Source organism: Desulfurobacterium atlanticum (assembly GCF_900188395.1).
Classification (GTDB): Bacteria; Aquificota; Aquificia; order Desulfurobacteriales; family Desulfurobacteriaceae; genus Desulfurobacterium_A; species Desulfurobacterium_A atlanticum.
Genome location: NZ_FZOB01000005.1, coordinates 123,308 through 136,120 on the forward strand (window position 1 = coordinate 123,308; position 12,813 = coordinate 136,120).

The following is a 12,813-nucleotide window of genomic DNA, read 5'->3' on the forward strand; positions in this document are numbered from 1 at the left end:
CACTTCATAAGTAACGAGGTTTATATGGCTGAAGAGGAAAAGCAGGAGCAGGTTGCAGAAGGGGAAGAGCAGAAAGGTGGCGGAAAAAAGAAGTTAATTTTACTGGTTGTTTTGCTTCTTGTTTTAGGTGGTGGCGGTTTTGCTGCCTATAAATTTATGTTTGCCAAAAAGGAAAAGGTTACAGAGGAGCAAAAGGCTCAGAAGATTATTGAAGAGATAAAGGCAACTGAAAATGTAGGTATAATGTATGATCTTGGCACTTTTACTGTTAACCTTGCTGATAAAGATATAGAGAGATATTTAAGGATTTCAATAATCCTTGAACTTAAAGATCAGAAAGTTCAGCAGGAAGTTGAAAAAAGGCTTCCTGAAATAAAAGATGCAATTATAAGCCTTCTTTTAACGAAGCGTTCTACGGATCTTAGGACTCCAGAGGGAATAGAGTTTTTAAAGGAAGAGATCGCTAAGCGGGTAAATGCTATTTTGCCTCTTGGCGGTGTTAAAAACGTTTACTTTACTGACTTTATAATTCAGACAGGATAGATTTAGTATGCTGAAGTTGGATGATTTAAAAGATATTACACTTACTTTAAGCCTTGAGGTTGGAAAGACAGTTAAACCTTTCGGTTATCTTTTAAAGCTTAAAGAGGGAGATGTTCTCCCTCTTGATAAAAATCTTGAGGAGTTTTTGTCAATAAAGATAAATGGGCAACAGTTTGCAGTTGGAGAGCTTATTGTGGTTAATGATAAGTTCGGTGTAAAGGTTATAGACCTTGAGTGAGGTTTACTATATTAAAACTGCTTTTGTTTTTTTTCTAATAGTTGCTTTTCTGCTTGTCATCTATTTTCTTCTTTCAAAGTTTTCTTTTCCGATTAAAATGAATGGGAAGGGGGAAATTGTTATAAAAGAGGTAAAATATCTGGGGAAAAATAGGCTGTTGGTTCTTTTGAATGTGAAAGACACTGAGTTTTTGTTGTCTTTTGATGAAAAGGGAGTAACAAAGATTAAAGAGTGGAAAGATGAAAAAAATATTGGTTCCGATAGCTTTTAGTTTTCTACTTCCTGTTGCTGCTCATGGTGAAACTCTGCAGAATTTTGTTTCAGGAATAGGGAACCTTGATGTAAATTTAAAAATTGTTTTACTAATTACTATAATTTCTCTTGCTCCAGCTATTTTAATCACGTTAACAGCTTTTACCCGGATAGTTATCATTCTTTCCCTTTTAAGGAATGCTCTTGGAACCCCTCAAACGCCTCCAAACCAGGTAATAATAGCTCTTTCTTTGTTTTTAACAGTTTTTGTTATGAGACCTGTTTTTACGAAGATAGATCAGGTTGCGATAAAACCCTATATGGAGAAAGAGATAACAGATGTTGAAGCTATAAATAGGGCTATTGTTCCGATAAAAGAGTTTCTCATAAAAAATACGCGGAAAGAGGATATGAAGCTTTTTATGGATCTTTCTGGTGAAAAAGTGAAATCCCCGCAGGAACTTTCAATGGTTACATTGATTCCAGCTTTTATAATAAGTGAGATAAAGACCGCTTTTATTGTGGTGTTTGTTATCTATTTACCGTTTATTGTGATAGATATGCTTGTAGCAAGTATTCTGATGTCTATGGGGATGATGATGATTCCGCCTATGATGCTTTCTCTGCCCTTTAAGCTTATTCTGTTCGTTCTTTCCGATGGCTGGGAGCTGCTTATAAAAGCGATTGTTGGGAGCTATAGATGACTATAGATCAGGTTATCACTATAGGTCAACAGATGTTTAAAGTGACTTTGCTTGTCGGTGCTCCTGTGCTTCTTATAACGTTTCTTGTAGGGCTTATAATAAGTGTTTTTCAGGCTGCAACTCAGATTCATGAGATGACTTTAACTTTTATTCCTAAAATACTGGCAGCACTTGTTGCTCTTTTTATTTTTGGAAGCTGGATGTTGGTTAAGCTTGTTGATTACACTAAAGAAAACTTTAACATGATTGTTACACTGCTAAAATGAATGTACCTGTTATAACACCTTCAGATATCGGTGGATTTTTTGCAGTCCTTTCCCGATTGGGGGCTTTTCTCATGGCTTTTCCTTTTATAAACTCCGGGATGATTCCGCTTAATGTGAGAGTTTTTCTACTTATTTCTCTCTCTTTTTTTGTTTCTTCAATTCTTCATATAAAAATTCCTATTGATACTTATTCTCTTTTTGATATTTCTCTTATGGTTGGTAAAGAAATTTTCATAGGTTTATCCATGGCGCTTTTAACTGCCATCTTTTTAGGTATAGTTTCTTATGCGGCTGAGCTTATAAGCTATTCAATGGGTTTAACTGTTGCCAATATGTTTGACCCGACATTTGGTGTTATTTCTGTCCTTGATAGATTTTACATTTTGCTTTTCTATCTTGTTTTCTTTTTATCTGGGGCGTATCAGCTTCTGATAGGTTCTGCTATTTTGAGTTTTAAGGTTATCCCTGTTGGAAAAGTTTTATCTTTCAATTTCTTATCGCTATTTAATTTTATGATAGATAATGCAAATCTGCTGTTTTTCCTTGCTTTTAAATTGGCTTTTCCGATAATGCTTACTCTATTTGTGGTTAATCTTGCCCTTGCTCTTATAAACAGGCTTATTCCACAGATAAATGTTTTTATAGTGGGCCTTCCTCTTCAGATAACTGTTGGATTTATCTCTCTTATTATAGGTCTTTCTGCCATTGTTTACGCTATGAATTCTCTTGCTCAAATGTTAACATCAAAAATAATGTTGCTTATTAAAATTCTTGGTGGATAGAGATGGCTAAGGATCCGAGTAAAACCGAGAAGGCAACCCCACGGCGGCGACAGAAAGCAAGAGAGGAAGGTCAGGTTCTTAAAAGTCAGGATGTTCCTATCGCGGCAACTTTGATTGCGATGTTCGGGATTTTGGTTTTTTATATTCCTTTTGCTTCAAATAAACTTATAGGTTATTTTTACTACACTTTTTCTCAGGCGGATAACCTTTTATATCCAAATTTTCTATTTTTTACAGGTAAAATTTTTCTTCTGCTTTCCCTATCTGTTATGTTGCCACTTCTTGTTGTTGGAATTGCATCAAATGTAGCTCAGTTTGGCTTTCTGTTCTCCACAAAAGCTCTTCAGCCAAAGCTTGATATGATAAATCCTGTTAAAGGTCTTGGAAGGCTGTTTTCTCTTAAAACGTTGTTTGAAACGTTTAAGAATGTTCTAAAACTGACTGTGGCGATAATAGTTGCCTATTATACGGTAAAGCCGATTTTTCCCTCTATTTTCAGTATGTTTACATTTTCCATAAACCAGCAGATTTACTTCATGATGAAGTATATGTTGATACTTATTCTTGCTTTCGGGATCTTTTCCATTCCTATAGCTGGGATAGATTTTTTCTATCGCCGTTATGAGTATGAGGAAAATTTAAAAATGAGTAAGGAGGAAGTTAAAGAGGAACATAAGCAGCAGGAAGGTCATCCAGTTATAAAATCGGAAATAAGGAAGAGGCAACGGGAAGTTGCTATGCGCCGTATGATGGCAGAGGTGCCTAAAGCAGATGTGGTTATAACAAACCCGGAGCACTATGCGGTTGCTCTCAAGTATGAACGGGGAAAGATGGAAGCGCCAAAAGTTGTTGCTAAAGGAGTGGATGATATAGCCCTTAAGATAAAGGAGATAGCCAGAGAGCATGATGTTCCGATTGTTGAAGACCCTCCTCTCGCAAGGACTCTTTATGAAAGTTGTGATATTGGAGATTTTATTCCTGAAGAGCTTTATGTAGCAGTTGCGCGGATTCTTGCAAAAATATATAGGAAGAAAGGGAAGCTATAATCTGAAAAATTTTTTAAACTCAAGAGCGTTTAAGGCTGCTTTTCCTTTTGTTGTGTTGTTAAAGAAGCAGTATTTGTTAAGAGAATCTATTTTTTTCACTTTTTCGGCAAAGTTTTTAAGTTCCTCTTCAGTGTAAAGATAGTTGTAAAGTTTTTCTTTTCCATGGAAGCGGAAATAAGCGATATTTTTAGTGGCAAAACCGCCTTTAAACCACTGCAGGTTTTCAGGGAAATCTGCAAATACAACGCAGATGGAATTTTCCGTAAAAAACTCTTTCTCCTTTTCCCATTCTCTGTTTCTAAACTCAAATGCTACTTCTGTATCTTTAAAGGTGTGTTTTATTTTTAAGATAAGCTCTTTGTTCTTTTCATTTGGTGCAAAGGTTTTTGGAAATTGGGCAAGAAAACAGTTTAGCTTTTCTTGAAGAATCTCTTTTGCTGTAAGGAAAGGAGAGATCGTTTCCTCTGTTAGTTTGAAAGAATGAGTGATGCTTTTGTGGAGCTTAAGGACAAACTGCAGATTGTATTTTGTGTAAACTTTTATTGAGCTTTTGGTGGGAAGTCTGTAAAAGGATGCATTTATTTCCAAACCGTTAAAGTGCTTTGAATAAAAGTCAAGAAAAGATGATAACGGAAGTCCTTCAGGGTAAAAAATTCCTTTCCAGTCTTTATAAAAGAATCCGCTTGTACCGATGATGATGTTTTTCATTTCTTGACGTTTGCCCTCTTAAGAAATAAAAATAAGTGTTATCATATCTGTTATTAAATATTGTAATAAAATTTGGAGGTTTGTATAGATGTTTAAAGTGCTTGTTACAGAACACATAGCAGAGCCGGGTATAGAGATTTTAAGGAATCAGCCTGATGTTGAGTTAACTTATGACCCGGAACTTTTCAGGGATTTTGAGAAGATTCTTCAGATTATTCCAGAGTATGATGCGATTATTACAAGGAGCGGGACGCCGGTTAATAAAGAGCTATTATCAAAAGCTGAAAAATTAAAAGTTATTGGAAGAGCCGGGGTTGGTGTTGATAACATTGACCTTGATGAAGCTTCAAGAAGAGGAATACTTGTTGTTAATGCACCTACGGGAAACACTCTTGCTGCAACAGAACACACGATGGGTATGATGATAGCTGCTGCTCGCCAAATTCCGCAAGCGCATAATTCGTTGAAAATTGAAAGAAGGTGGGATAGAAAGAAATTTATGGGCGTTGAGCTTGCAGGAAAGACACTTGGTATTATCGGTTTCGGACGTATAGGATCAAGGGTTGGTATAAGAGCAAAAGCCTTTGATATGAAAGTTATCGCTTATGACCCGTATATAAAGAAAGAGAAAGCTGAAAAACTTGGTGTGGAGCTTCTTGATTCTCTTGATGAGCTTCTTGAAAGGGCTGATGTTATAACGGTTCATACTCCTTTGACAGATGAAACAAGGAATATGATTACCAGAAAAGAGATAGAAAAGATGAAGGATGGTGTTATCCTTCTTAACATAGCAAGAGGTGGGATTATAAATGAGCAGGATCTTTATGAAGCTCTTAAAAGCGGAAAAGTGAGAGCGGCGGCAGTTGATGTGTTTGTAAAAGAGCCGGCCAATGATAATATTCTTCTTGATGCTCCAAATATTATTGTTACTCCCCACATAGGTGCTAACACATTTGAATCTCAAACGAACGTTGCTGTTATTATTGCCAATCAGGTGCTTGCTGCTTTAAGAGGAGAAGAGGTTGAATTTGCAGTTAATGCACCGTTTGAGGAAACAACGGCTAAAGTGATGAAGCCGTGGATGGAGCTTGCTGAAAAGTTAGGGCTTTTTGCCGTTCAGGTTGCCTGTGCCCGTTCAAAAGAGATAGTAATTGAGTATATAGGTGATCTTGGAGAGGATGTTAAAGCATTTACAGCTGCGTTTTTAAAAGGGTTTTTAAGTAAGATTGTTGATATTCCTGTTAACTATATCAATGCCCCTTTTCTTGCAAAAGAGAGAGGTCTTCGTATAGTTGAAGTGAGAAAAGAGGAAGGGACAAACTTTAAAAGACTTATGAGAGTTGCCTGTGAAATAGATGGTAAAAGGTTTTCTGTAGCTGGAACGGTTATGGAAGGTAAGTTTCCGAAAATCGTTGAAATCAATAACTTCCTTTTTGACCTTGTCCCTTCCGGAAGGCTTTTAATAATTAAAAATATTGATGTTCCTGGTGTTATAGGAAAAATGGGTTCAATTCTCGGAAAGCATAATGTTAATATTGCTGGATTTCAGCTTGGAAGAGTTGGAAGAGGTAAGGAAGCCAAAGCTATAATTCTTGTTGATGATGAAGTTCCAGCAGCTGCTATGGAGGAGATTTCAAAGCTTCCTGAAATTATGGAAGTGCAGAAAGTTGATTTAGGTTAAACAGTTTCTTTTACGGGCACACAGGTGCCCGTAATTTTCTATGAAATTCTGCTCCTTTCTTTTTATTAATAAAATTTTTGGGAAGTTTAGATGAAAAATTTTGTTAGCGACCTTATAAAAGTTTCAAAACCTGCATCCTATCTCCCACTTGAGGTTAATCTTCCTAAAATTTCCTTTAAAGAAAGGGATATCAGGTTTGTTCTATCTTATCCAGACTTTTATGAGATAGGTATGTCTCATTTTGGGGGAAAAATAATTTATCACGTCTTAAATAACCTTACCGATTTTGCCCTGTGCCACAGGGTATATCTCCCAAAACCTGATATGCAGAAATTTTTAAAAGAAAAAGATATACCTCTTTATGCAATTGAATCTTTAAGGTCTGTTAAAGATTATGATGTTCTCGCTTTTTCTCTTTTAACAGAGCTTGTTTATACCAACGTCTTAAAGATTCTTGAACTTTCAAAAGTTCCTTTGAAAAGAGAAGAGAGAAAAGAGAATGATCCGGTTGTTCTTGCTGGAGGAACATGTACATTTAATCCTGTTCCCCTATCTCCATTTATAGATATCTTTGTTATTGGTGACGGTGAAGAGGTTTTGATAGAAATAGCTTCTCTTTTAAAGGAGAAGAAAGATAAAGGGTGGAGCAGGCAGGATTTCCTTGAAAAAGCAAGGCATATAGAGGGAGTGTATATTCCTGCTTTTGGAAAATACAGGGTAAAAAGGCGAGTGTTCCATTCTTTTGATGTCAAATATTTTCCTGTTAAACCTGTTGTTCCTTCTGTTGAAACTGTTCACGACAGAATTGTGGTTGAAGCGGTAAGAGGTTGTTTAAGAGGATGTAGATACTGTCAGGCAGGCTTTACTTACAGACCTTACAGGGAGAGAAGTGTTAAAGAAGTAGTTTTTTTAATTGATAAAGTGTTTGAAAGTACAGGTTATGAGGAAGCTTCCCTTCTTGCTTTAAGTATTTCGGACCATTCAAAATTTAACGATTTGATTCCAGAAGTTATCAGTTTTTGCTATCAGAAAATGATCGGTCTTTCCCTTCCATCAATGAGAGTTAAAGGGTTTAATCCAGACCTTGCAACTCAGCTTTTACAGTTAAAAAAGACAGGTTTTACGATAGCTCCAGAAGCCGCCACAGAAAGGCTCAGAAAGGTTATAAACAAAGACCTTACAAATGATGATATTTTTTCTCTTGTTGAAGGACTTTTTGAAAGAGGCTGGAGTAAGTTAAAGTTTTACTTTATGATAGGTCTTCCAACAGAGAGGGATGAAGATATTGAGGCTATTACAGAGCTTCTTTATCAGGTGCATAAGATATCCCGAAAGTATAAGGGGAGGAAACATCTTGCTGCTGGTTTTTCAATATTTGTTCCGAAGCCTTTTACTCCTTTCCAGTGGGAAAGGTTTATTTCTATAGATGAGGCAAAAAGAAAAATAGATTTCATAAAGAAAAATGCTCCCCGTTCTTTTAAACTGCGGTTTCACACACCTGAAATTTCCTTCCTTGAAGCTGTCCTTACTAGGGGGGACGAAAAGGTAGCGGATGCAGTTTATGAGGCTTACAAACTTGGTGCAATGCTTGATGGGTGGGATGAGTATTTTGAATTTTCTATATGGGAAAAAGCTTTTGAAAAGGCTGGTGTTAATCTTGATAAAGTGTTTCAAGGTTTTGATATTGGTGAAGAGCTACCCTGGGATTTTGTTGATGGTGGTGTTAGTAAGAAGTTTCTTTTAAGAGAGCTTGAGAAGGCTTATAGAGAAGAAAAAACGCCGGACTGCAGAATAGTTGGCTGTCATGGTTGCGGTTCGTGTACCTCTTATGAGATAAAGAAGATTAAAGAGCTTCCTATTCCTGAAAGAATAGAGTTTAATGTTCCTCCAAAACCAAAAAGGGATTTTCCTTTAAAAAGCAAGATAGCTCTTTTCTTTGAAAAGCGTGGTTACAGCAGGTATCTTTCCCTTCTTGATTTAACACGAGTTTTTACCCGGGCATTCAGGAGAGCAGGAATTCCCTTAAGATATCAGGGTAAGTTTAATCCACATCCCCGCTTTACGATTTTGCTTGGAATACCGACAGGGGTTGAAAGTTTGCAGGAGATTGTAGAAATTGAGCTTTCTGAAGAGTTTAAAATGGATGAATCCACAATTGAGCTTTTAAATCAATTTTTACCTGCAGGATTAAGATTTTTAAGCTGGAAAGAAATTGAAAGGAAAGAATCTCTTTTAAGAAAGGTAAAGGTTGAATACAAAATATCGGGAGAAATTTATAAGGAAAAAGCAGAAGATATCCTGAAAGCTGATAGGCTTGTTGGCAGGAAAGGTAAAGAGGTTTCTGTTAAGGAGTTTGTTGAGAATTTTATGATTGAAGATGGTGTGATAACATTAACATTAAAAGTTTTAGCTGGCAGAACTTTGAATGTTCAGGACTTTCTTTTCTGGCTTGGAAAAGATTTTTCGTCTGTTTCTGTAGAAAGAAAAGTGATGGTGGTTGAATGAAAAGGATCCTTATAAATGCTCTTCCTAAAGAGGTAAGAATAGCGATTTTAGAAGATGACCAGCTGGTTGAATTTTATGTTGAAAGGAAAGGTAGCAGAGGTATAGTTGGAAATATATATAAGGGTAAAGTTTTGAAGATTTTACCTGCTATTCAGGCTGCATTTGTTGATATAGGAAATTTTAAAAACGCTTTTTTATACGTTAAGGATGCTGTTAGCTGGGAGTTTGAAGATGACCTTTTTGAAGAGGAGAATCATCAGGAGATAGAGCTGCCACCTATAGAAGAGGTTCTTACACAGGGACAGGAGGTTATAGTTCAGGTTACGAAAGAACCTTTGGGGACGAAAGGACCTCGGATTACAACAAACCTTACAATTCCTGGACATTATCTTATTTTGCTTCCGACCATTAAGAAGGTTGGCATTTCAAGAAGAATAACTGATGAAACTGAAAGGGAAAGATTAAGAGTTATTGGTGAAGAGATCTGTCCAGAGAATTACGGCATTATAATAAGGACAGCTGCTGAGGGAGCTACGAAAGAAGATTTAGAAAAAGATTTACAGTATCTTCTTAAAATGTGGAATAGTCTTGAAAAGAAAATGGAAAAAAGACCGCCGCCGGCTTTGATATATCAGGATCTTGAGATAGTTCCGAAAATTTTAAGGGATGTGCTTTCAGAAGATGTAGATGAGGTTTTGATAGATTCTATACCTGAATACAGAAGGGCTTTAAACTTTGCAAAAGCGTTTATCCCTAAACTTGTTGATAGGATAAAACTTTATGATAGGGATGATCCGATATTTGAGGTTTTTAAAGTAGAAGAGGCGATAGAGAAAGCTCTTTCACGGAAAGTTTATCTTCCAGGCGGTGGGTATATTGTGATAGATGAGACAGAAGCCCTTATCTCTATAGATGTAAACAGCGGGAAGTTTAAGAAATCTCCAAATCTTGAAGAAACGGCATTTAATGTTAACTGTAAAGCTGCAAAGGAGATAGCGAGGCAGTTAAGACTCAGGGATGTGGGTGGAATAATAGTTATAGATTTTATAGATATGAATTCGGAGGATAATAAAAGGAAGCTTTTAGAAATACTTGAGCAGGAGCTTTCAAAGGACAGGGCAAAGACAAAAATAGTCAGTATGTCAGACCTTGGACTTGTGGAGATGACGAGAAAGCGGGTAAAAAAGAGTCTGGGAAGAAGTTTAACTATGACCTGTCCATACTGTGAAGGGAAGGGCAGGGTTAAATCTGCCGATACTGTGGCTTTTGAGGTTGAAAGGGAACTTTTACTTGTGGCAAGGGAAAATGGAAAGAGAAAGATAAAGGTTTATGTGCATCCTCTTGTTGCTGAAAAGTTGAGTGTGGATGAAAAAGATATAATTGACAGAATAGAAGTTCTATTCGGGAAAGAGATAAAGATTATTCCTGTAAACGATTATCATGTGGAGCGGTTTACAATTTCAAAGAGTGATTGATGGAGGAACTGTGAGAAAAATTGCTGTTTTCGTTTTTTCTTTGATTTTTTTAACAGGTTGTGCCAAACAGGTTAAAACGGCTGAACAGCTTTTAGATGAAGGGATGATGGCCGTTAAGGAGAAGGATTACGGTGATGCTGTTATTAAGCTGAAAGAGGCTCTTTCTAAAGATTTACCGCCATCTAAAAAGGAGATTGCTTCATTTGCCCTTGCAGAAAGCTGCTTTAATAAAGGTGACTATGTGGAAGCTGCGGTTCAGTACAGGGAGTTTTTAACCCTTTACCCGGCGTCAAAATATGCAAAAGAAGCTCTTTATAAACTTGGAATCTGTTACATGAAGATGATAAAAGGTCCTCAGTGGGACCAGCAGTTTACTTATAAGGCGATAGATGTTTTTACTCAGTTTCTTGCAAAATATCCAGATGATAAGCTTTCAAGTAAGATTTCTGAACTTTTAAAAACTTGCAGAAAAGTGCTTGCCGAACATGAAATCTATATAGGGCAGACTTACGATGTTTTAAAAAAATTTACAGCATCTGCTAATAGATACAGGAATGTTATAAATGTTTATAATGATGTTGAGCCTGAGGATAAGCTCCTTTATCTTTTAGGAAGGGCAAGATTCTATACCTATATTCAGGCTAATGAAGAGATTGAAAACCTTCAGGAGCAGCTTGAAATTGAAAAGGAAAGATTTGCAGAGGCTAAAACCGATGATGAGAAGAGGGTTTTTAAAAATCGTATCTCTTTGATTTTAAGCGATATAGAAAAATGGAGAAAGGAAGAAGAGTCTGGAAGGGAAGAGGGAAAAAAGCTATTGAAAGAGCTTATTGATAAATATCCCGATTCTCCTTATGCAAAAAAGGCGAAAGAGATACTTCAGGGTAAAGTAATCCTTGATAAAGTAGAGATAGAGAATCCGATTAAAAAATCTTTCTGGAAAAGGTTTTTTGAAACAATCTAAGAGAGGTGGTGATGCTTGCTAAAAGGATAATTCCCTGTCTGGATGTTAAAGAGGGCAGGGTTGTTAAAGGAGTGAATTTTGTAAATTTGATAGATGCTGGAGATCCTGTTGAGAATGCCAAAGTGTATGATGAACAGGGAGCTGATGAGCTTGTTTTTCTTGATATTACAGCAAGCTATGAAAAAAGAGGAATAATGATAGATGTTGTAAGAAGGACGGCAGAGACGGTTTTTATGCCCCTTACCGTTGGTGGGGGTATAAGGACTGTTGAGGATATAAGAAATCTACTAAACGCTGGAGCAGATAAAGTTTCCATTAATACAGCTGCGGTTAAAAATCCTGAACTTGTAAAGGAAGGAGCAAGAATTTTTGGCTCTCAGTGTATAGTTGTTGCTATAGATGCAAAGAGAAAAGGAAACTCCTGGGAGATTTATATTCACGGCGGGAGAACTCCAACTGGCATAGATGCTGTTGAATGGGCTAAAAAGGTTGTTGACCTTGGTGCCGGAGAGATTCTTCTTACATCTATGGATAGGGACGGGACAAAACAGGGCTATGATGTGGAGCTTACAAGGGCAATATCTGAAGCTGTTTCCGTTCCTGTTATAGCATCTGGTGGAGCGGGGACAAAAGAACACTTTTACGAAGGTCTTGTTTACGGGAAGGCTGATGCTGTTCTTGCTGCTTCAGTTTTCCACTTTAAAGAGATTACGATAGGTGAACTTAAAGAATTTCTTAAAGTTAAAGGAGTTAATGTGCGGCTTTAGTTTTAAGGAGGGAGGATGGATAGATTGTATGAGGATATTTGTGAAGTTTTTGGTAATGTTTGTAAGGGGTGGATTAAGGCGTTTCCTAAAAATGTGGCGGAAAAGTTTGGGATAGATGATCCTGAAAGGTTTTGCGATTTTATTAATAAGAAATTTAAGGAGTTGCTTGAGCTTTACAGAGAAGATGAACAGCGCTTTACTGAAGAGATTTTTAAAATAGGAGATTTTCTTTATGATAAGGGTATTTCTATAGCTTTTATTGTGGATATTACAATGAAATTCTTCTTAATTTCTCAACCTATGTGAATCTTGAAAAGCTGGCACTTGATTTAAATACAGTTTTTACAGGCTTTGTAAGAAGCTTTCAAAACGTTATTTCTTTATCTTATATTAGAAAATCATTTAAAATGAAGAGAGATCTTTTAAATAGACAGTGCCAATATCAAGACATTAGAGATGTTCTGGCTAAACATTTTGACGAAATATCACGGATAGTTGAAAGAGATTTTATAGATTCTTTCTTATGTGAGGAAAAATGTCCTGTTAAAAAGTATGGTTGTGTCAATAATTTTGTGTAAACCATTAGGAATACCTCCTGGAGAACATATCTTGAATCTCCTCCTTAGCCTCAAGGAAACCATTAACCACCCTGTTAGACCATCTATCGTTAAGCATTCCTACCCTAAGATAAACGAATTTTTCAACAGCACTTTTTTGGTAGGGGGTGAGCACATTCTCCCCACCCTTTTCCAATACCCCCAGCCTATTAGCCACCACAAAAACATCCTCAAGCAGCACAACAGGGAAACAAGCAACATTAAGATTAAACAAACAATCCAACTTACTCTTTAAAACCTCAAAAGGCGTTCTCCCATTCATACC

At 36.6% G+C, this 12,813-nt stretch carries 15 protein-coding genes and 1 pseudogene; 14 read left to right on the forward strand and 2 right to left on the reverse strand.

The window, feature by feature from the left end; translation table 11 throughout:
• Positions 1 to 24: 24 nt before the first annotated feature.
• The 7 genes from CHB58_RS05045 to flhB are packed head-to-tail and all read left to right on the forward strand — an operon-like array spanning position 25 to position 3,831.
• A complete protein-coding gene (locus CHB58_RS05045; RefSeq protein ID WP_089323020.1) occupies positions 25 to 543 on the forward strand; it encodes a flagellar basal body-associated FliL family protein in 519 nt (172 codons plus the stop codon).
• A gap of 7 nt (positions 544 to 550) precedes the next feature.
• Complete coding sequence (locus CHB58_RS05050; RefSeq protein ID WP_089323021.1) at positions 551 to 781, forward strand: FliM/FliN family flagellar motor switch protein; 231 nt, start codon at positions 551 to 553, stop codon at positions 779 to 781.
• Positions 774 to 1,052: a hypothetical protein gene (locus tag CHB58_RS05055; RefSeq protein WP_089323022.1), complete on the forward strand. Its 279-nt coding sequence runs from the start codon at positions 774 to 776 to the stop codon at positions 1,050 to 1,052. The genes CHB58_RS05050 and CHB58_RS05055 overlap by 8 nt, the downstream gene beginning before the upstream one ends.
• On the forward strand, positions 1,021 to 1,737 hold the full coding sequence (gene fliP, locus CHB58_RS05060; protein ID WP_089323023.1) for a flagellar type III secretion system pore protein FliP: 717 nt from the start codon (positions 1,021 to 1,023) through the stop codon (positions 1,735 to 1,737). Before CHB58_RS05055 ends, fliP begins: the two co-directional genes overlap by 32 nt.
• Positions 1,734 to 2,003, forward strand: coding sequence for a flagellar biosynthesis protein FliQ (fliQ, locus tag CHB58_RS05065; RefSeq protein ID WP_089323024.1), 270 nt, complete (start codon positions 1,734 to 1,736; stop codon positions 2,001 to 2,003). The genes fliP and fliQ overlap by 4 nt, the downstream gene beginning before the upstream one ends.
• Positions 2,000 to 2,785, forward strand: a complete 786-nt coding sequence (locus CHB58_RS05070) for a flagellar biosynthetic protein FliR (RefSeq protein WP_089323025.1) — start codon at positions 2,000 to 2,002, stop codon at positions 2,783 to 2,785. The genes fliQ and CHB58_RS05070 overlap by 4 nt, the downstream gene beginning before the upstream one ends.
• Positions 2,786 to 2,787: 2 nt before the next feature.
• A complete protein-coding gene (flhB, locus tag CHB58_RS05075; protein ID WP_089323026.1) occupies positions 2,788 to 3,831 on the forward strand; it encodes a flagellar biosynthesis protein FlhB in 1,044 nt (347 codons plus the stop codon).
• Here the strand turns inward: flhB and CHB58_RS05080 are convergent.
• Entirely contained in the window at positions 3,826 to 4,539 is a 714-nt protein-coding gene (locus CHB58_RS05080) for a DUF72 domain-containing protein (RefSeq protein ID WP_089323027.1), read from the reverse strand. The genes flhB and CHB58_RS05080 overlap by 6 nt on opposite strands.
• A gap of 88 nt (positions 4,540 to 4,627) precedes the next feature.
• Between CHB58_RS05080 and serA the strand changes: the two genes are divergently transcribed.
• The 7 genes from serA to CHB58_RS09055 all read left to right on the forward strand — a co-directional run bounded on the left by serA (position 4,628) and on the right by CHB58_RS09055 (position 12,509).
• Positions 4,628 to 6,220: a phosphoglycerate dehydrogenase gene (gene serA / locus CHB58_RS05085; protein WP_089323028.1), complete on the forward strand. Its 1,593-nt coding sequence runs from the start codon at positions 4,628 to 4,630 to the stop codon at positions 6,218 to 6,220.
• A 90-nt stretch (positions 6,221 to 6,310) separates the two neighbouring features.
• Positions 6,311 to 8,725, forward strand: coding sequence for a TIGR03960 family B12-binding radical SAM protein (locus tag CHB58_RS05090; RefSeq protein WP_089323029.1), 2,415 nt, complete (start codon positions 6,311 to 6,313; stop codon positions 8,723 to 8,725).
• Positions 8,722 to 10,200, forward strand: coding sequence for an Rne/Rng family ribonuclease (locus CHB58_RS05095; protein ID WP_089323030.1), 1,479 nt, complete (start codon positions 8,722 to 8,724; stop codon positions 10,198 to 10,200). The genes CHB58_RS05090 and CHB58_RS05095 overlap by 4 nt, the downstream gene beginning before the upstream one ends.
• A 10-nt stretch (positions 10,201 to 10,210) precedes the next feature.
• A complete protein-coding gene (locus CHB58_RS05100; RefSeq protein WP_180706440.1) occupies positions 10,211 to 11,164 on the forward strand; it encodes an outer membrane protein assembly factor BamD in 954 nt (317 codons plus the stop codon).
• Positions 11,165 to 11,175: 11 nt separating this feature from the next.
• Positions 11,176 to 11,931: an imidazole glycerol phosphate synthase subunit HisF gene (gene hisF, locus CHB58_RS05105; RefSeq protein WP_089323032.1), complete on the forward strand. Its 756-nt coding sequence runs from the start codon at positions 11,176 to 11,178 to the stop codon at positions 11,929 to 11,931.
• Positions 11,932 to 11,946: 15 nt separating this feature from the next.
• Positions 11,947 to 12,237 (forward strand): hypothetical protein, encoded by a 291-nt coding sequence (locus CHB58_RS05110; protein WP_089323033.1) that lies wholly within the window; start codon positions 11,947 to 11,949, stop codon positions 12,235 to 12,237.
• Positions 12,238 to 12,338: 101 nt separating this feature from the next.
• Positions 12,339 to 12,509, forward strand: a complete 171-nt coding sequence (locus CHB58_RS09055) for a hypothetical protein (protein ID WP_180706441.1) — start codon at positions 12,339 to 12,341, stop codon at positions 12,507 to 12,509.
• Between the two features lie 4 nt (positions 12,510 to 12,513).
• Here CHB58_RS09055 and CHB58_RS09060 read toward each other — a convergent pair.
• Positions 12,514 to 12,813 (reverse strand): annotated as a pseudogene (locus CHB58_RS09060) (hypothetical protein); the annotation flags it as partial.